The organism is Halospeciosus flavus (genome assembly GCF_029814175.1).
In the GTDB taxonomy this organism is placed as follows: domain Archaea; phylum Halobacteriota; class Halobacteria; order Halobacteriales; family Halobacteriaceae; genus Halospeciosus; species Halospeciosus flavus.
Genome location: NZ_CP122314.1, coordinates 1 through 16,705, shown reverse-complemented (window position 1 = coordinate 16,705; position 16,705 = coordinate 1). Strand labels below are relative to the sequence as shown.

The 16,705-nt window shown below is 68.3% G+C and carries 17 protein-coding genes and 3 pseudogenes; 9 read left to right on the top strand and 11 right to left on the bottom strand.

The window, feature by feature from the left end; genetic code table 11:
- Window positions 1–39: 39 nt before the first annotated feature.
- Entirely contained in the window at window positions 40–1,623 is a 1,584-nt protein-coding gene (locus P0Y33_RS18545) for a S8 family serine peptidase (RefSeq protein WP_279528520.1), read from the bottom strand.
- Between the two features lie 123 nt (window positions 1,624–1,746).
- Between P0Y33_RS18545 and P0Y33_RS18540 the strand changes: the two genes are divergently transcribed.
- The gene (locus tag P0Y33_RS18540; RefSeq protein WP_279528519.1) at window positions 1,747–2,226 is read left to right on the top strand and encodes an NYN domain-containing protein; all 480 of its coding nucleotides are present in this window, start codon (window positions 1,747–1,749) and stop codon (window positions 2,224–2,226) included.
- 90 nt (window positions 2,227–2,316) lie between these two features.
- Here P0Y33_RS18540 and P0Y33_RS18535 read toward each other — a convergent pair whose 3' ends face one another.
- Together P0Y33_RS18535 and P0Y33_RS18530 are read right to left on the bottom strand one after the other, a co-directional pair.
- On the bottom strand, window positions 2,317–2,628 hold the full coding sequence (locus tag P0Y33_RS18535) for a hypothetical protein (RefSeq protein WP_279530376.1): 312 nt from the start codon (window positions 2,626–2,628) through the stop codon (window positions 2,317–2,319).
- Between the two features lie 633 nt (window positions 2,629–3,261).
- Complete coding sequence (locus P0Y33_RS18530; protein ID WP_279530375.1) at window positions 3,262–3,801, bottom strand: hypothetical protein; 540 nt, start codon at window positions 3,799–3,801, stop codon at window positions 3,262–3,264.
- Here P0Y33_RS18530 and P0Y33_RS18525 point away from each other — a divergent pair.
- From P0Y33_RS18525 to hmgB, 4 genes and pseudogenes are all read left to right on the top strand, one after another.
- Window positions 3,800–4,644 (top strand): annotated as a pseudogene (locus P0Y33_RS18525) (TatD family hydrolase). The gene P0Y33_RS18530 and the pseudogene P0Y33_RS18525 sit on opposite strands and share 2 nt — an antisense overlap.
- Before the next feature lie 113 nt (window positions 4,645–4,757).
- Complete coding sequence (locus P0Y33_RS18520) at window positions 4,758–5,345, top strand: DUF2150 family protein (RefSeq protein ID WP_279528517.1); 588 nt, start codon at window positions 4,758–4,760, stop codon at window positions 5,343–5,345.
- Window positions 5,346–5,375: 30 nt separating this feature from the next.
- Window positions 5,376–6,905, top strand: coding sequence for an Ig-like domain-containing protein (locus P0Y33_RS18515; RefSeq protein WP_279528516.1), 1,530 nt, complete (start codon window positions 5,376–5,378; stop codon window positions 6,903–6,905).
- A 70-nt stretch (window positions 6,906–6,975) separates the two neighbouring features.
- Window positions 6,976–8,313 carry a hydroxymethylglutaryl-CoA synthase gene (gene hmgB, locus P0Y33_RS18510; RefSeq protein WP_279528515.1) on the top strand — a complete coding sequence of 446 codons (1,338 nt, stop codon included), beginning with the start codon at window positions 6,976–6,978 and terminating at the stop codon, window positions 8,311–8,313.
- Window positions 8,314–8,379: 66 nt separating this feature from the next.
- On the opposite strand, the gene P0Y33_RS18505 is transcribed toward hmgB, so the two are convergent.
- Window positions 8,380–8,754, bottom strand: coding sequence for a hypothetical protein (locus tag P0Y33_RS18505; protein ID WP_279528514.1), 375 nt, complete (start codon window positions 8,752–8,754; stop codon window positions 8,380–8,382).
- A gap of 47 nt (window positions 8,755–8,801) precedes the next feature.
- Window positions 8,802–9,506 (bottom strand): annotated as a pseudogene (locus tag P0Y33_RS18500) (helix-turn-helix domain-containing protein); the annotation flags it as partial.
- A 100-nt stretch (window positions 9,507–9,606) separates the two neighbouring features.
- Here P0Y33_RS18500 and P0Y33_RS18495 point away from each other — a divergent pair.
- A complete protein-coding gene (locus tag P0Y33_RS18495) occupies window positions 9,607–10,242 on the top strand; it encodes a metal-dependent hydrolase (protein WP_279530386.1) in 636 nt (211 codons plus the stop codon).
- Window positions 10,243–10,267: 25 nt separating this feature from the next.
- The gene (locus P0Y33_RS18490; protein WP_279528511.1) at window positions 10,268–10,759 is read left to right on the top strand and encodes a GNAT family N-acetyltransferase; all 492 of its coding nucleotides are present in this window, start codon (window positions 10,268–10,270) and stop codon (window positions 10,757–10,759) included.
- 5 nt (window positions 10,760–10,764) lie between these two features.
- Here the strand turns inward: P0Y33_RS18490 and P0Y33_RS18485 are convergent, their stop codons facing one another.
- The 3 genes from P0Y33_RS18485 to P0Y33_RS18475 are packed head-to-tail and all read right to left on the bottom strand — an operon-like array spanning window position 10,765 to window position 12,633.
- The gene (locus P0Y33_RS18485; RefSeq protein ID WP_279528510.1) at window positions 10,765–11,337 is read right to left on the bottom strand and encodes a transporter; all 573 of its coding nucleotides are present in this window, start codon (window positions 11,335–11,337) and stop codon (window positions 10,765–10,767) included.
- 38 nt (window positions 11,338–11,375) lie between these two features.
- Complete coding sequence (locus P0Y33_RS18480) at window positions 11,376–12,047, bottom strand: GNAT family N-acetyltransferase (RefSeq protein ID WP_279530371.1); 672 nt, start codon at window positions 12,045–12,047, stop codon at window positions 11,376–11,378.
- Window positions 12,040–12,633 (bottom strand): GNAT family N-acetyltransferase, encoded by a 594-nt coding sequence (locus P0Y33_RS18475; RefSeq protein ID WP_279528509.1) that lies wholly within the window; start codon window positions 12,631–12,633, stop codon window positions 12,040–12,042. The genes P0Y33_RS18480 and P0Y33_RS18475 overlap by 8 nt, the downstream gene beginning before the upstream one ends.
- 204 nt (window positions 12,634–12,837) lie before the next feature.
- Between P0Y33_RS18475 and P0Y33_RS18470 the strand changes: the two genes are divergently transcribed.
- Window positions 12,838–14,286, top strand: a complete 1,449-nt coding sequence (locus P0Y33_RS18470; RefSeq protein WP_279528508.1) for a replication factor C large subunit — start codon at window positions 12,838–12,840, stop codon at window positions 14,284–14,286.
- 254 nt (window positions 14,287–14,540) lie between these two features.
- Here the strand turns inward: P0Y33_RS18470 and P0Y33_RS18465 are convergent, their stop codons facing one another.
- Window positions 14,541–14,792, bottom strand: a complete 252-nt coding sequence (locus tag P0Y33_RS18465) for a hypothetical protein (RefSeq protein WP_279528507.1) — start codon at window positions 14,790–14,792, stop codon at window positions 14,541–14,543.
- A 144-nt stretch (window positions 14,793–14,936) separates the two neighbouring features.
- On the opposite strand from P0Y33_RS18465, the gene P0Y33_RS18460 reads away from it, so the two are divergent.
- Window positions 14,937–15,635, top strand: coding sequence for an outer membrane protein assembly factor BamB family protein (locus P0Y33_RS18460; protein ID WP_279530374.1), 699 nt, complete (start codon window positions 14,937–14,939; stop codon window positions 15,633–15,635).
- Window positions 15,636–15,671: 36 nt separating this feature from the next.
- Here P0Y33_RS18460 and P0Y33_RS18455 read toward each other — a convergent pair whose 3' ends face one another.
- Both P0Y33_RS18455 and P0Y33_RS18450 read right to left on the bottom strand, forming a co-directional pair.
- Window positions 15,672–16,163, bottom strand: a complete 492-nt coding sequence (locus tag P0Y33_RS18455) for a hypothetical protein (protein ID WP_279528505.1) — start codon at window positions 16,161–16,163, stop codon at window positions 15,672–15,674.
- 288 nt (window positions 16,164–16,451) lie between these two features.
- A pseudogene (locus tag P0Y33_RS18450) lies at window positions 16,452–16,703 on the bottom strand (Na+/H+ antiporter NhaC family protein); the annotation flags it as partial.
- Window positions 16,704–16,705 lie beyond the last annotated feature (2 nt).

Here is a 16,705-nt window from a genome sequence, read left to right as displayed (position 1 = left end):
GGTGTGCGAACGCCGGTGTGAAAAGCGATGGGGGCCGCGCTACTGGTACTCGGTGATGGTCAGGTCGTACTCGCCGCTGCCCGAGAAGGGCGTGACCATGACGTGGAGGTTGGTCGAGGTGTCCGGTTCGGTGATCGTGACCGTCTCCTGGCTGTCGGCGGTGTAGCCGCGGTAGTCGTAGTCGTCGGTGGTCGGACAGGAGCCTTCACCCTCGTCGACGTAGAGGTCGAAGTCGGCGTCCGAGGGACCCGAGAGGTCGACGACGACCTTGCTCGGGTCGTCGTACTGCCACGCCCACGACCAGCAGTCCTCGTCCCAGTAGCCGTCGAGGGAGTCGGAGACGGTCGCGCTGATGTGCTCCGTGGTCCCGTCGCCGCTCCCGTCGCCGGAGGGGTCCGTGGAGACGGCGCCGTCGGCGTCGACGCGACCGCTCCCCTGCTCGTCCTCGGAGAGGCCGACGTCGACGGCCGTCTCCTTCAGGTGCGCGCGCACCTCCGCGTTCGAGAGGTCCCACCGTGCGAGTGCCAACCCCGCGACGCCGGAGACGACCGGCGTGGCCATCGACGTGCCCGAGAGTCGCTCGTAGGACCCGCGGGTCTCCGTGGTGGTCGAGAGGACGTTCGTCCCGGGGGCGGTGAGTTCGATGTCGTCGCCGTAGTTCGAGTAGGAGGCGAACGTTCCGTCCGGGTCGAGCGCGGAGACGGCGACGCACTCGCTGTACGCGGCGGGGTAGTCGACGGAGTTCTTCCCGGCGTTCCCGGCCGCACAGACCACGAGGACGCCGTTGTCGTAGGCGTAGGAGACGGCGTTCTTCATCGTCTCGGTGTAGCCACCGCCACCGAGACTCATGTTGACGACGTCGGCCCCCTGGTCGGTCGCCCACACGATGGCGTCGGAGATGTCCGAGGTCGACCCCGTCCCGTCTTCGCTGAGGGCGCGCCCGCTGAGGAGACTCGACTCGCTGACGCCGGCGACACCCGACCCGTTGTCGGTCGCGGCGGCCGCGATGCCACCGACGTGGGTGCCGTGGTACTCGTCCTGCGGGACGTCGGGGTAGGGGTCCTCGTCGTCGTCGGCGAAGTCGTCGCCGTGGTAGGAGTCGGCGTCCGAGACGTTCGCCGCCAGGTCGGGGTGGTCGTACTGGATGCCCTGGTCGACGACCGCGACGGAGACCGACGACGACCCGAGGGTCGTCTCCCACGCCGCGGGCGCGTTCACCATCTGCGGGGCGTACTGGTCGCCGAATCGGGGGTCGTCCGGTGAGAGACTCGTCGTGTGGGTCGCGTTCCGCTCGGCGTACTTGATGCCCTCGCGCTTCTCGATCGCGTCGAGGAAGTGCTCGTGCGCGCGGTCGGGTGCCTCCTCGGGGAAGCGGACGGCGACGTAGCCGATCGTCTCGTTGCTGTGGACGACCCGCGCCTGGTCGGGGACGAACTGGGCGACGTGTTCCTCGGCGTCGTCGACGGTGTTCGTCACACCGACGAGTGCTTCGTTCGGTTTCGCGCCGGGCGTTCGCCCGGGTGTGGCGGCGGAGACGCCCGGAATCGCCGCGGCGGCGACGCCGACTGCACCGACACCTTCGAGGAACGTCCGACGGTCAGTGTGGGGGGAGTCTTCGGTCATGTGTCGTCCGAACCTTCCCGAGTGAGGGGTTTACATTTTGCTTTAGATCGTAAATACAATCTTCTAGAGAGTTGTTGAAAATACGACCGGCACGGTTAACCACGTTCGCCACGAAGCGCGGCCATGGCCGGGTTTCTGGACCGAGTCGCCGGCGACGAGACGGACGCGCTGTCCCAACCGCGGGTCGCGCTCTTCGTCGACGGACCGAACGTCCTGCGAGAAGAGTTCGACGTAGACTTAGACGACGTCCGCGAGGCCGCCGAGCGGGCGGGCGACCTCGTCACGACGCGCCTCTACCTCGACGAGCACGCGACGCCGGGTCTCATCCAGGCGGGCGAAGCCCGCGGGTACGAGGTCCAGGTGACGAGCGGTGACGTCGACGTGAAACTCGCGGTGGACGCGACGGAACTGGTCGTCGAGGGCGGTATCGACGTCCTCACCATCGCCTCCCGCGACACCGACTTCAAGCCCGTACTGGAGAAGGCGGGCCGGCACGGACTTCGGACGCTCGCCATCGCGCCGGGCGAGCACGGTCGGTCGGACGCGCTCCGGAACGCCGCGACCGACGCGGTGTCGCTCGAAGAGGCGACGGCCGAGGACTGAGCGTCGATTCCCCGGAGGTCACCACGGAGACCCACCGAAGGCGGACACTCGACAGTCGAAACGAAGCGCGAGCTTATGCTGTGGGGTGGCCTACCAACCACCATGAACGACACCGACGAACCCGCTATCGCCCGGACCGACGCGGTCACCGTCGAACGAACGGTCGAGCGCAAGGACCGCGGCGTGACCGCGGAGTACGTCCTGACGACGGCCACCGAGAGTCCCGTGCGCGCCCGAATCGAACAGTCGTTCACCGGTGACCCCATCGACGAGATCGGGTTCCACCCCGACCACTCCCCCACCGAGTGGGACGCCGACGACTCGGGAGTGGCCTTCGAGACCGTGGTCCGACCGGACGAGCCGACGACGGCCGTCCTCGGACTCGTGACCGAAGACGTCCACGACGGCCTCCTCGACGGTGAGCCCCGCGTAACCCGCGTCGAGTCCGTCACCGACCCGTCGTCAGAATCGGCAGAGCCGACGGAGACCTCCGGGAGAGACGCCGGTGCCGACGCCGGTGTCGAGGGCGCCGGCGACGTCCCCGCTTCGGGGAAAGACAGTCTCCTCGCCGACGTGAAGCGTATCGTCCTCGGGTCGTCGACGCCGGCCGAGTCACCCGAACCGCCGGCCGCGTCGAACGTGGTCGCAGACCGAGGCGAAATCGAGAGCGGAGGTGAAGGCGTGGACGAGCGTGAGGAGACTGTCACTCCCGAATCGGTCGGAATCGAGCCAGCCACGACCGACGAATCGCAGGACTCCGACGAGCCAGCAGCACCCGTCGACGTCGTCGAGCGCGTCGTCGACGCCGAGACGGACGAGACGACCGAGGCGGCGATCGAACCGGCGACCGAGGCACCCGATCCAGCGGACGAGTCGGTCGTCACTGCAGACGCCGAACCCGCTGACGAGGGAGGTGACGACGCCAGTTCGTCACTCGTCGAGCGTCTCGTCGCCGAACTGGAGACGGGCGAGACCGACGAGGCACAGCGAGAGGCCCTCCGCGAGGCGCTCGGCGTCGCGGAGTCGCCGGCGGAGTCAACCGGCGAGAGCGTCGCGGTCCGACTCCGCCACCTCCAGACGCGGATGGAGGACTTCGCCGCGTACGCCGACGTGCTGGAGGAGGTCATCGACCAGTACGGGACGGACTTCCTCGCCGAGACGGAGACACGCCTCGACGACGTCGACGACGAACTCGACACGGTCCGGACGGCGGCCGACGACGCACGCGACGCTCGGGCCGCCCTCCGTGAGGACGTCGCCGCCCTCCGGGACGAGGTGGCGGACGTCGGTGACGAGACCGCGGCCGTCCGCGAGGACATCGACGACATCCGCGGAGAACTGGACGCCCTCGGCGAGTCCCACGAGACGCGTGTTCGGCGCCTGGAGGACGACGTGGACATGCTCGCCGGCGACGCCCGACAGGCCCGCGCCGACCTCCGCGAGGACGTCGCCGACCTCCGTCGGGAGGTCCGTGACCTGACGCAGATGCGCGAGGCGCTCTCCACTGCGTTCGGCAGCGGCGGCCCGACCGAGGAACTCAGGGCTTTTCCCGCCGGCGGGCGAACCGCCGGACATGCGCGACCTCGACACGCCCGTTCTCGACAACCACCTCCACCTCGACCCGGACAACGCCCGCGGTATCGAGGCCGTGAAGGACTTCGCCCGCAGCGGCGGCACCCACCTGCTCGTCGTCAACAAGCCGTCGTGGCACCTCGGCGTCGAGGCCGAGACCGGCGAGGACTTCCGCGCGGTCTTCGAACGCACTCTCGAAATCGTCGACCAGGCCGCGAAAGTGCTCCGCGGGACCGCCTGGCCCGTGCTGGGCGTCCACCCCGGACTGATCTCGCGACTCGTCGACGAGCGTGGCTTCACTCCGGAGGAGGCCCGCGACCTGATGTGCGCGGGTATCGACGTCGCCGCCGAGTACGCCGCCGACGGGAAGGCGGTCGCGCTCAAGTCCGGACGCCCGCACTACGACGTCTCCGACGCGGTGTGGGAGGCGTCGAACGACGTGCTCGAGCACACGTTGGCGAAGGGGCCGAGACGAACGTCGCCGTCCAACTCCACACCGAGATGACCGACGACCTCACCGACGTCGCCGACTGGGCCGAAGAGCAGGGTCTCCCTCCCGAGCGCGTCGTCAAACACTACGCAGTCGGCGAACTCGCCGGCGTCACGCCGAGCGTCATGTGCGAGAAGGAGTATCTGGAGGAGGCCATCGAGACGGAGGAGTTCTTCCTGATGGAGACCGACTACGTCGACGACCCCGACCGGCCAGGTGCGGTGATGGGACCGAAGACGGTCCCGCGGCGCGTCGACTGGCTCCTCTCGCAGGGATACGACGACGCGGTCCGGCGCGCGCACGTCGAGACGCCGCTGGCAGTCTACGACGTCGACACGGAGGCGACGCTGGACTGACGCGTACAGCACCAGACAGGCCCGAATCGCCCGCCGACGCAGCCGAGAGGCGCGCTACCACCGAACTCGTCTTGAAGGAAAGGCCTTTGTCTCGGGCGGCCGGCGTAGTGAGTATGAGCGAAGCCCCCGAGGAGGAGTTCTACTCCGAGGAACGCTGGAACAACTGGCTCGACCGCCTCCGCGAGGAGGAGATCGACCCCGAAGACGAGGAGTCGGCTCGACTCCTCCTCAACCTACAGGACGACGTCGCCATCGCCGTCGCGAAGATCGTCACCGCGTACGACGACGGCGAACTCGAACAGGAAGAGACCCTCGAAGAACTCGCGGACATCCGCGAGACGGTGCTCGCCGAACCCGACATCGAGGACGAGGACACGCTGATGCTCGTCGACGGCGTCCAGACGAGCCTCGTCGCCGTCTTCTACTCCGCCGAGCAGTACGTCGCGGACGGCGTCGCCGAGGAGGCGAGCGTCGAAGAGTACGTCCACGCCGCGGCCGAGGCCGAATCCGAGGAGGACTTCGACCGCGCGCTCGGTCTCGCCGCCTGCGCGGGCACCCGCATCATCGACGGCGAGGACCTCGACATGGACGTCGTCGCCGACATCGAGTACGGCCTCGTCACCGAGTGGGTCAACGGCCTCGACAGCCTGCAGGACGCCCTCGCCGAACCCGAGTTCATCGAGGACGAAGACGAGGACTGAGCGACCACGGTCGCCGGACTTTAAGTATTGGTGCGCGCAAGTGACGGTATCGTGAAACTCCGGGACGACCGCCGTGGCGTGTCGACTGTCGTCGGTGCCGTACTCGTCTTCGGCATCCTCGTCGTCTTGCTCTCTCTCTACCAGGCACAGGTCGTTCCCGCGCAGAACGAAGCGGTCGAGTTCCAGCACGCACAGGCCGTCCAGTCGGACATGGTCCACCTCCGCGACGGACTCCTCCGGACGGCCTCCTCGGGGAACACCTACCCGACGAGTGTCGCCCTCGGCGCACGCTACCCCTCGCGGATCTTCTTCGTAAATCCCCCGCCCGTGAACGGTCGGTTGACGACCGAGACGGTCGGCGGCGGACAGATAATCGTCGACAACGCGAAGGCACTCGACGGCGAGACTGCCGACTACTGGGGCGGCGGCGAACACACGTTCGCCTCGAAGTCGCTCGTCTACGAGGCGGAGTACAACTACCTCGACGACTCGCCACGCATCGGGTACGAGAACACGTTGCTCTACCGGAACTACACCAGCGAGAACGCCACGCTGATCGACGCCCGTCCGACCGTCGTCGACGGGAGCGAGATCACGCTCGTCGCACTCGGTGGGAACCTCACGGAAGGCGGATCCGAGTCGGCGAGTGTCGCGCCACGACCCGTGAGCGCGCCGTACACCGAAATCGCGGTGACGAACGCGAGCAAGAACATCACGATCACGCTGCCGACGGCGCTGCCGGTCGCGAAGTGGAACCAGACGCTCGCCAGCGAGTACGACACCGACCCGAACGACGGCGACGACCGCCATCTCCTCGCCGTCGAGCGCACTGGGTCGGGCGCGGTCCGACTCGTCCTCGAACCCGGAACGTACACGCTCAAGATGGCGAAGTTGGGTGTCGGGACCGGTGTCGAACGACCCGGTGCGCACTACCTGACCGAGATACGTGGTGGCGGCGCCACGGTGCAAGTCGGTGGGACAGAACGCCTCGTCGCACAGGTCCGCGACCGGTTCAACAACCCGGTCGCCGGCGTGAGCGTCAACGCCACAGCGGAGAGCGGCAGAGTCTCGCCGACGTCGGCAACGAGCGGCGAGCAGGGCAAAACGGCGTTCATCTACCAGGCGCCGGACAGCATCTCCGACGCGAGCGAAACTGTGAACGTGACCGCCTCGTACGGACCCAACCAGAGACAGACCGTGACGTTCGAGGTCCGGGTCGTTAGCGCCGGCGGGACGGGCGGGAGCGGCAATAATCCCACCTTCGACACCTTCACGGTCAAGGACCAGTCGAATGGGTCCCAGGCACGCTTCGAAGTCCATTGGAAAGTGAGCGACACCGACGCGAACCTCGACACCGTCGAGTTCCACCTCCGACGGAACGATACCATCGTCGACTCGACTGCCGTCAATATTCAGGGGAAGTCGGCGAACGACAAGACGACGCTCACGGAATCCGATGGTTACGGCAAGTCCTACACCATCGTCGGTGTCGTCACCGACACACAGGGGAACGAGGCCAAACGGAACACTACGGACACTGCGGGCGGAACAAATCCGTAACTCTTCCACGATCGTCGAACCCCACAATCGACAAATCCATATGCCCGTCCCGTGAAGAACCGTCCAAGACATGACTGCAGTTGGAATCGACGCCGTCGAAATCTGGACGGGAAAACTGAAACTCGACCTCCCCGGGACGTTCGCCCCCGAGAAGGGCGACGACCCCGAGAAGTACACGAAGGGACTGGGACTCAACAACTCCTCGTTCCCCGACGCCTACGAGGACATCGTCACGATGGGCGCGAACGCCGCCCACCGGCTGATGGAGCGCAAGGGTCTCTCGCCCGACGACATCGGCCGCATCGACGTCGCGACCGAGTCGGCCTTCGACAACTCGAAGCCCGTCTCGACGTACGTCGCCGGCTGTCTCGAACAGGTCTACGACGGTGACTTCCACCACGCGAACAAGGGCGAGCGGAAGTTCGCCTGCATCGCGGGGACCCAGAGTCTCGACGACGCCTACAACTGGATCAAGGCCGGGCGAAACCGCGGGCGGGGCGCGCTCGTCATCGCGACCGACACCGCGCTCTACGCCCGCGGCGACGCCGGCGAGGCGACGCAGGGCGCCGGCGCCGTCGCGATGTACGTCACCGAGGACCCCGACCTCGTCGAACTCTCGACCCACCAGGGCTACGGGAGCGCCGACGAGACTGACTTCCTCAAGCCCAACCAGCAGTTCCCGAGCGTCGACGGGAAGCGCTCCATCCAGGTGTACCTCGCCCGGATGCGCGAGGCCCTCGAAGACTTCGAGAGCGTCGCCGGCGCGTCCCATCCCGACCAGTACGAGTACATCCCGTTCCACACGCCATTCCCGGGTATGGTCCGGAAGGCCGCCGTCCTCGGCTACCGTCACATGATCCGCGGGACGCCCATCGAGGAGGAACTCGCCGCCGAGATCGGCGAACTCCCGCGCCCCGAGGGGTTCGCGGAGGACGAGGACTACCAGGAGGCCATCCGCGAGTACATGGACGCGCTCTCGGACACCGACGCCTACCGCGAGTGGTACGCCGAGGCCATCGAACCGACGCTCTCGGTCTCCCGTGAGGTCGGGAACTGGTACACCGGGTCGGTCCACCTCGCACGCCTGAGCGCGCTCCGCGACGCCGCGGAGAAGGGCACCGACATGGCGGGCAAGAAACTCCTCGTCGGCTCCTACGGCTCCGGCGCACAGGCCGAGATCCACGCCGAGACCGTCGCCGACGAGTGGGACGAGGAGATCGAGGCCATCGACGTCGAGTCGCAACTCGACCGGCGCTACGACCTCTCCTTCGAGGAGTACGAGGAGGTCCACGACCGCCACAACCACGAGAAGCAGACCGAACTCGAACCGTTCACGACCCCCGACGGCGAGTTCGTCTTCGACGGCTGGGGCCGCATGAACGAGCGGAAGTACACCTACGTCGAGTAGCGCGTCTCCGTCTCCGTCTCCGTCTTCCCGTCTCTCCCCGTCTCTGCCGTCTCCTCTCCGTTCTCTCTACGATCCTCGATGGAGCGCCAGCGCCACGAGTCCTCCGACGGGTGCGGCGAGGCCGAGTCCGAGCAAGACGCCGAACACGCGGCCGAGCGAGACGAGGCCGAGACCGAAGCCGACGAAGAAGACGACGCTCCCGGACCCGAGCGCGACGGCGAGGGAGTAGCGAACCGACTCCAGCGAGGCGCCGAGCCAGCGGTACGTGAGTGCGGCGGTGACGAAGGCGCTCCCGGCGGCCGTCCACCGCGGGTCCGGGACGAAGTAGAGCGGTCCGACGAGGCGGACCGGTCCGGTCACGAGTTCGGGCGTGGACACGCCCGCGACGACGGCCGCGGCCGCGGCGGCGACGACGGCGAACGCGAGGCGACTGACGTGCACAGTCGACGTTTCTCGGCGGGATAGAAAAACGGTCCTGTCGACGGTTCAGGCCAGCGCGCGGAGGAGTCGAGCATCTCGTCGACCGGCGTCTCGCAGACGGCCAGCGAGTAGCCGTCGCGGCGGGCGAGGCGGGGGGCGTGTTCCCAGAGTTCGTCCTCGTCGATGCCGTGGAGGAGGACGGCGTTCGGCGTCGGGTTCACGACGCGGAGGGCGACCAGCGGCGACTCCCCGCGAGAGACACCGGTGAATCCGAGCAGCCGGTTCGTACTCTGCCCGTAGAGGCGGTAGAACTCGTCCGAGGAGAGTTTCGTGATGGCCTTGATGCTGTTGATGATCGTGTGGCCGTTGACGGTGTCGCGGTCGCCCGCGGCGACCTCGGTCGCGTCGATGGCGTCGTAGACGTCGCCGAGCGGGACCGACGTCGGGTACTCGCGGAGGTCGAGGACGACGTCGCTCTCGAACCCCGCGGAGAGGACGCGGGCGTACTGGCGGATGCGGTCGCCGCCGCGCTGCTCGTCGATGTCGAGCAGGCCCTCGACGAGTCGGCTCACGAGCCCGATACCGGGGCTCTCGCGGCGCCCGCTCTCGTAGTCGGAGATGACCGAAGAAGAGACGTCGAGTTCCTCGGCGAGGTCGGTCTGCGAGACGTTGAAGTCGGTCCGCCACTTCCGGAGCGTCGCACCTGGGTCGTCGCTGAGCGTGATCTCCCCGGCGATACGCTCGGCGAGTCCCTCCCGCGGGTCCGGTTCCATACCCTGATAGACGCTACCGCGTCGAAAAAGCGTATCGAAACTGGGGTTCGACACCCGCCGAACCGACGAACGAAAAGCCGTGGAGACCCACTACTCGGTCGTGCCCTCGGAACTCGTCCACCTCGCGTTCGCGGGCTACCTCGCCGCCGCGTTGCTGGGTCCGGCCTTCTCGACGCGGACCGTCGCGGTCGTCCTCGCCGCCGCCGCGATCCCCGACGTCGACTCCGTCCTCGCCATCTGGTTGCCCGGGACCCACCGGGCACTCCTCCACACGCTCCTCCTCCCGTTGGTCCTCGGCGTCCTCCTCGCTGCCGACCTGCGGCGCGAGGACTCCGTGGTCCGCCCGCTGTTCGACGGCCACGGCCTGCGGGTGGCGGCCGTCGCCCTCGGTGCGCTCACCCTCGGCGGCATCGCCCCCGACCTGTTCACGAACGGCGTGAACCTCTTCTACCCGTTCCACGACCGCTTCTACACGCTGAACGGCGACCTCTCGCTGTCGACGACGCGCGGGGTCGTCCAGACGTTCGTGGAGTTCCACGAGGGCGGCGGCCGGACCGCGGGCGGCACCACCGAGTCGACCTTCTACTACACGGGCATCGACACGGACCGCGGTGCGGACCCGCGGAACGCCGAACGGGTCTTCCCGCTCGTCTCCTCGGGGATGCAGTTGCTCGTCGTCGCGACGAGCGCACTCGTCCTGTGGGGGCGGTTCCGCGACGCGAACCGCCAGCGCTAACGGCGCGCCCGTCGACCCGCCGAGTATGCCCACGGTCAGACCGTACGACCCCGGCAGCGACGCCGAGGCGCTTTGGGAACTGAAGCGTGCGTTCGAACTCGGTCTCGGCAGCGGCACCGGCGGCGAGGAGAAGGCCGAGACCTACGAGTCGAAACTCACCGACGACTACCGGACGGGCTACCTCGAGTGGGTCGACCGCTGCGTCGAGGCCGACGAGCGGAGCGTGCAGGTGCTCGAAGCCGACGGCGACCTCCTCGGGTACGTGTTCGTCCTCCCCGAGACTCACAGCTACATCTGGGACGCGGCGGTCCTCAACGAAATCTACGTCCGCGAGCAGGCCCGCGGGACGGGCGACGCCGACGACCTGATGGAGGCGGCCCTCGACGTCGCCCGCGAGCAGGACCTCCCGCTCGACCGGATGGTCCTCGACGTCGACGAGCAGAACGAGCGCGCGAAGGCGTTCTACGAGCGCCACGGCTTCGAGCACTGGGGCGAGTTGGTCGCCCGCGACCTCTAGTCGACTCAGTCCTCGCCGAGCACGCCCGCGATGGCGCCGCCGACACCGCCGACGACGGCGGGGTAGACGACCCCCGCGAGGAGGACGCCGGTCACGAGGTCCGGCGCGATGGTGTAGTCACCGCGAGTCGCGGTGAAGAGGAAGACGCCGACGAGCGCGAGGAAGACGTAGCCGAGCGTGACCGACGCCCCGTGTGTCGCGCCGGTCTGCGGGTCTTCGGCCCCCGCGTGGTGGGCGACGGCCGCGCCCGCGACGAAGAGACAGCCGACCGGTACGATGTAGAGGAGCGTCGGCGCGTCGCCCGAAGCGATCCAGTTGCGGGCGACGCTCCCGCCGCCGAGCGTGGGGTGCGTGAACGCGACGAAGTGGGCGTTGTAGAACAGCCAGCCGACGGCCTTCCACGCGGGGATGGCGTCGCCCCCGAAGAACTGGAGCACGGCGTTGATGCCGCGCAGCATCTCGCGGACGTGACTCGCCTGCCAGACGTACGTCACGAGGTAGCCGAGCAGGTAGGCGGCGATACCGGCGACGGCGCTGGCGACGTAGGGCTTCTCGCTTCGCTCTTGGAGGGCGGACATGCCCGGGTGTGCGAACGGGACGGCGAAATCGCTTCTGGCTAGTCGGGGGGCGACTCGCCGTCGTCGGTACCGTCGGCACCATCGGCACCGTCGGCGTCGTCGACGCCGCGGGCCGCGGCGTACTGCTCGGCCGAGACGGTGTACTCGTGGAGGTCGGCGACGGACCCGTCGGCCCGCGGGTGCCAGTTGCGGAGGACGCCCTCGTACTGGCCGCCGTGGCGGGCGACGTACTTCTCGATAGCGCCGTGGGCGCGCTCGTTCTCGACGGCGCAGGCCGCGACGACCAGGTCCAAATCGAGGCGGACGAAGGCGAGTTCGAGGAAGCGGTCGGCCCGCTCACCGGCGTAGCCCCGGCCCCAGAACGGCTTGCGGAGCCAGATGCTCAACTGGGCCGTCTGCTGCTCCCAGTAGGGGATGAGTGCGGTCGTCCCCGCGGGTTCGCCCGCGTTCGGTTCACCGGATTTCGGCCGGATGGTGTACATCGCGAGTTCGCCTCGCTCCCAGCGCCGTTCCGCCCCGGCGAGCGTATCGAAGGTGCGCTTGGGGACGGCGTGTGGTTCGTAGGCGAGGTGTTCGAACTCCGCGGCGGCGGTCTCGCTGTGAGCGGCGCTCCGTCGCTCGAACGCGTCGCGGACGTCGACGTCGCCCCGCGTGAATCGGACGAACCTGAGCCGTTCGCTCTCCAGACGTTCGGGGAAGAGGTCACTCATCGCGATACTCCGCCCGCGAGAGGGTGTAACGTCGCTGGTCGACCAGTTCGCCGCCGCGGTTCACCGCGTTTCGGATGCGTGCTTCGAAGCGCCCGCCGTTGCGTTCGAGGAACTTCTCGAGTGCCCGCCGGGCCGTGTCCGCGCCCACGTCGTGGTGGACCGCGACGAGGTCGAGGTCGAGGTCGTCGAAGACGACGTCGACGAGGAGGTCGCCGACTTCCTGGGCGTACTCCCGACCGCGTTCCGCGGGTGCGAGCCAGAGCGCGAGGTTCCCGGTCCGCCGCTCCCAGTCGGGTTCGAGCGTCGCGAGTCCCACGACGTCGCCCTCGACGGTGACGCCGTAGGTCGCCGCCTCCCCCTCCCGCCAGCGTCGCTGACTCTCTCCGAGGAAGTCGTACGTCTCCTTGACCGTCGCGTGTGGGAAATCTAACAACGCCCCACCCGCGCCGACGTCGGGCCGAACCGCCACGTCGCCGCCGGTCCCCTGCGCTCCCCCACAGAGCGCGTAGAGGTCGTAGACGTCCACCAGTTCGTCGGTCAATCGTTCGAGTCGAAGCCGCTCCGAGACGAGGGTCTCGGGGAACATGTTCTCGAAGTAACACCGACCGCCCCCTAACCATACCTACATATTACAGACACATATCCAGCTGAATAGACGTTCGCGGCCGGGTTCGGAGACGGGTCCAGCGTCTTTTTGGCTCCCCGCCGAGTAAGACGTGTATATGTTCGGCATCGTCTCCACTGCCGCCGCGAGCGCTCGTCTCTCACGTGTCCGAGGGGTGTTCGGCCGGTGGTAGACTGGACGGAGAAGTACCGCCCGAAGTCGCTCTCGGAGATACGCGGGAACAACAAAGCCCGCGACCAACTCCGCGAGTGGGCGGAGACGTGGGAGGACCACCGCGAGGCGGTCATCGTCCACGGGTCGCCCGGCGTCGGGAAGACCTCGGCGGCCCACGCCCTCGCCAACGACATGGGGTGGGACACCATCGAACTGAACGCCTCCGACCAGCGGACGGCCTCCGTCATCGACCGGGTCGCCGGCGAGGCGGCGAAGAGCGGCACGCTCGGCGGCGGCGAGAGCGGCCGAAAGCTCGTCCTCCTCGACGAGGCGGACAACATCCACGGCAACGCCGACCGCGGTGGCTCGCGGGCCATCACGGGCGTCGTGAAGGAGTCGAGTCAGCCCATCGTCCTCGTCGCCAACGAGTACTACGACATGTCGAAGACGCTGCGGAACGCCTGCCAGGAGATCGAGTTCCGCGACGTCTCGAAGCGCTCTATCGTCCCCGTGCTCCGGGACATCTGCCGGCGCGAGGACATCAACTACGACGACGATGCGCTCGACCGACTCGCCGAGAAGAACAGCGGCGACCTCCGCTCGGCCGTCAACGACCTCCAGGCGCTCGCCGAGGAGGCCGAACGACTCACCGTCGACGACGTGGTGACCGGCGAGCGCGACACGACCGAGGGCATCTTCGACTTCCTCGACGACGTCATCAAACACGAGAGCGCGGAGGACGCGCTCCACTCGGCCTACGACGTCGACGAGACACCCGACGACCTCCTCAACTGGGTCGAGGACAACGTCCCCAAGGACTTCCGGGGCGACGAACTCGCCACCGCCTACGACTTCCTCTCGAACGCCGACAAGTGGCTCGGCCGCGTGCGCGCCACGCAGAACTACTCCTACTGGCGCTACGCGACCGACAACGTCGCGGCCGGCGTGGCGGCCTCGCGTCGACACGACCACGGCGGGTGGACGCGTTACGGGCCGCCGAGTTACTGGTCGAAACTCGGTCGCTCGAAGGGCACCCGCGAGACGCGCGACTACATCGCCTCCCGCATCGCCGAGGACGCGGGGGTCTCGATGGCCACCGCGCGTCGCGAGATCATGCCCTTCCTCGCGGCGATGACCCACCACTGCAAGAACCGGGAACTCACCGTCGCGATGGCCTCCCGCTACGACATGGACGAGTCCCACGTCTCGTTCGTCACCGGGAGCGGGAAGGACACGAACAAGGTCCAGTCCATCGTCGAGGACGCCGAGGAACTCGAAGCCGAACGGGCCGTCGAGCACTCCGGCGGCGCCTTCGAGGGACAGGCCGAGACCACCGAGATGGCCGCCACCGACCCCGAATCCGACGGCGAAGCGGGTGGCGAAGACGACGTCGACACCGAGGAACGCGCCGAAGACGCCGAGGACGACGACTCGCAGGCCGGCCTCTCGGACTTCATGTAGCGGCCCGGGTGACCGTCACCCACCTGAAAGCTTACCCCGGTTCGGTCGGTCCGATCGAGTGTGACTACGCCCTCCACGACGCGACGCGGTTTCCTGGCGACGGCACTCGCAGCCACGAGCGCCGGCTGTGCTGCGCTCCCGTTCGTCGGCGGCGTCTCTCCGCCCGAGCGAGTCGAGCCACAGACCGACGCGGTGACCGCCCGCTACCGGTTCGACGGCCCTCTCGAACGCCCGGCCGTCGACGGTGAGACGGTCTACGCGGCGACCGCCAGTCGGGACGACTCGTTCCTCCCCCCGACCTTCGACCCGACGTCGCCCGGACTCGTCGCCGCGCTCACGTCCGACGGGGTCGAGTGGCACGCGGAGACGTTCGCGCCGGCGACGAACCGACTGCGGGCGAGCGACGGGCAGGTGTACGGTCCCTTCGGCCACGCCGGCGCGAGCGAACGACGACTCCTCCGCGTCGGCCCCGACAGGACCGTGTGGCGGACCGACGCCGTCGACAAGTCGCTCGCCGTCCTCGGATTCGACCGGGAGACGGTCTACACCGGCACCTACAACGACGCGGTCGCACCGTTCGGCGGAGAGACCGTCTCCGCAGTCGACCGCACCGACGGGACGACTCGGTGGACGGCCGAGTCGGGCGACACGTGGAACGGCTCGGTGTCGTCATCGGCGGGACGCTCGTCGTCGCCGTCGGGGGCGTCGCGACGATGGCGTTCGCGACCGAGGACGGGACGGAACGGTGGTCGGTCGAAGAACGGTACCTCGGCGTCGGTACTGGGTCGAGCACGGACGCGCCCGTCGTCGCGACCGTCGCCAGGGGGTCGGACACGCCGACCGTCCGCGGCCGGAACGTCGACACCGGCGACGAGCGGTGGCACCACGTACTGGACGCGGACGACAACTTCGTCGTCGCCGGCGGAACCACGGACAGGAGTACCGTCTACGTCACCGAGTTCGACGGGTTCGTCCTCGCACTCGACGCCGCCGACGGGTCCGTCCGCTGGTCGCGGCAGTTCGAGGACGCCACCCGGTCGGAACCGGTCGTCGCGGGCGACTCGCTCCTCGTCGCCGGCGAAGGGACGCTCTACGCGCTCGACCGGGCGACCGGGGAGACGCGCTGGACGGCCAGCGGAAGTGGAGGAATCGACCGGGTCCATTCGCAGGGTGACCGGGTCGTCGTGGGGACGCGTCTCGACGAGCACCGCTGGCGAATCCGCTCGCTGTCCCTCGCCGACGGTGCGGAGCGGTGGACGTTCACCGAGGAGGCACGACAGGTCTGGACGACCGTGGGCGACGTCGTCGCCGTCGGGACGAGTGCGGGGTTCCTCTCGGTCGTCGAGTGACTCGACACCGACGCCTCCCCGCGCCCGAACGTGTGCTCACTCCTGCACGTCGAACAGCAGCGCGACCACGCCGCCGTCGTCGACGGCCGCTGTGAGTTCCTCGCGACTCGGTACGTCCGCACCCTCGATGTCGAGGCTCACGCGTGGGGCCGCGTCGAGGCCCTCGCGCTGGAGGAACGCGCGGAGGTACTTCGCGACGCGCCGGGGGTCCGAGACGACTTCGACGGTCGCCGGGACGTCGTCGCCCCGGTGGGTGAGGGTCACCGACTCGCCCGTATCGAGGTCGGTGGCCCACCCTCGGTCGGTGAACGCGACGAGGTCGGCGCCGCGCGAGGACTCGTGGTAGCCGACCGGTTCGGCCCGCGTCTCACCGGTCTCGGCGTCGGTGTGGGAGACGAGCAGGAGTTCGTCGCTGACGAGGTCGTGGAACGGCGAGCGGAGGACGAGTCTCGCCGTCGGGTAGACGAGGTGCGCCATCAGGGCGTCGGGGAGGGGGTCACTCGACGCCGAGACGCGTGTGTCGGTCATACTCGGGCAGAGGGACGCGGCGGAGAAAAGCAGTGGGAGACGGAGCCGTTCTTTAAGTACTCCACGGGAGTATATAACTGAGAATCGGACGTCCGGGAAGGCCACGCCGTCGTGCATCCGCGAGCGAGCGGTCTGGAAGACCCGAGCGAAGCGGTTCACTCGCGGCGAAGTCACGAGGCCGACGAACGACTACCGCGAACGAAGTGAGCGACGGGAGAGAGGAGTGCTTTTTCACCACGTTTTTACCGAGTGAGCGGCCGAGAGGCCGCGAGCGCAGCGTAAAGTGGTTCAGTAGGGGATGATCTGCCACCCTTCGGGGAGCACGAACCCGAGGACGAGGAAGAGGGTGGCGGCGATGCCGGCGCTCACCAGCGCGTAGGGAATCTGCGTGCGGACGTGGACCATGTGGCCGGCGCCGCTGGTCGAGGAGGCGAGCACCGTCGTATCGGAGATGGGCGAACAGTGGTCGCCGAAGATACCGCCGGAGAAGACGGCACCGAGCACGAGAATCAGGTTCGCGGGCGTCGTGAACGCGATGGGGA

Coding starts and splice junctions, on each gene's coding strand:
- P0Y33_RS18545 (WP_279528520.1), bottom strand. CDS start 1,623: ATGACCGAAGACTCCCCCCACACTGACCGTCGGACGTTCCTCGAAGGT.
- P0Y33_RS18540 (WP_279528519.1), top strand. CDS start 1,747: ATGGCCGGGTTTCTGGACCGAGTCGCCGGCGACGAGACGGACGCGCTG.
- P0Y33_RS18530 (WP_279530375.1), bottom strand. CDS start 3,801: ATGTCCGGCGGTTCGCCCGCCGGCGGGAAAAGCCCTGAGTTCCTCGGT.
- P0Y33_RS18520 (WP_279528517.1), top strand. CDS start 4,758: ATGAGCGAAGCCCCCGAGGAGGAGTTCTACTCCGAGGAACGCTGGAAC.
- hmgB (WP_279528515.1), top strand. CDS start 6,976: ATGACTGCAGTTGGAATCGACGCCGTCGAAATCTGGACGGGAAAACTG.
- P0Y33_RS18490 (WP_279528511.1), top strand. CDS start 10,268: ATGCCCACGGTCAGACCGTACGACCCCGGCAGCGACGCCGAGGCGCTT.
- P0Y33_RS18485 (WP_279528510.1), bottom strand. CDS start 11,337: ATGTCCGCCCTCCAAGAGCGAAGCGAGAAGCCCTACGTCGCCAGCGCC.
- P0Y33_RS18480 (WP_279530371.1), bottom strand. CDS start 12,047: ATGAGTGACCTCTTCCCCGAACGTCTGGAGAGCGAACGGCTCAGGTTC.
- P0Y33_RS18475 (WP_279528509.1), bottom strand. CDS start 12,633: ATGTTCCCCGAGACCCTCGTCTCGGAGCGGCTTCGACTCGAACGATTG.
- P0Y33_RS18455 (WP_279528505.1), bottom strand. CDS start 16,163: ATGACCGACACACGCGTCTCGGCGTCGAGTGACCCCCTCCCCGACGCC.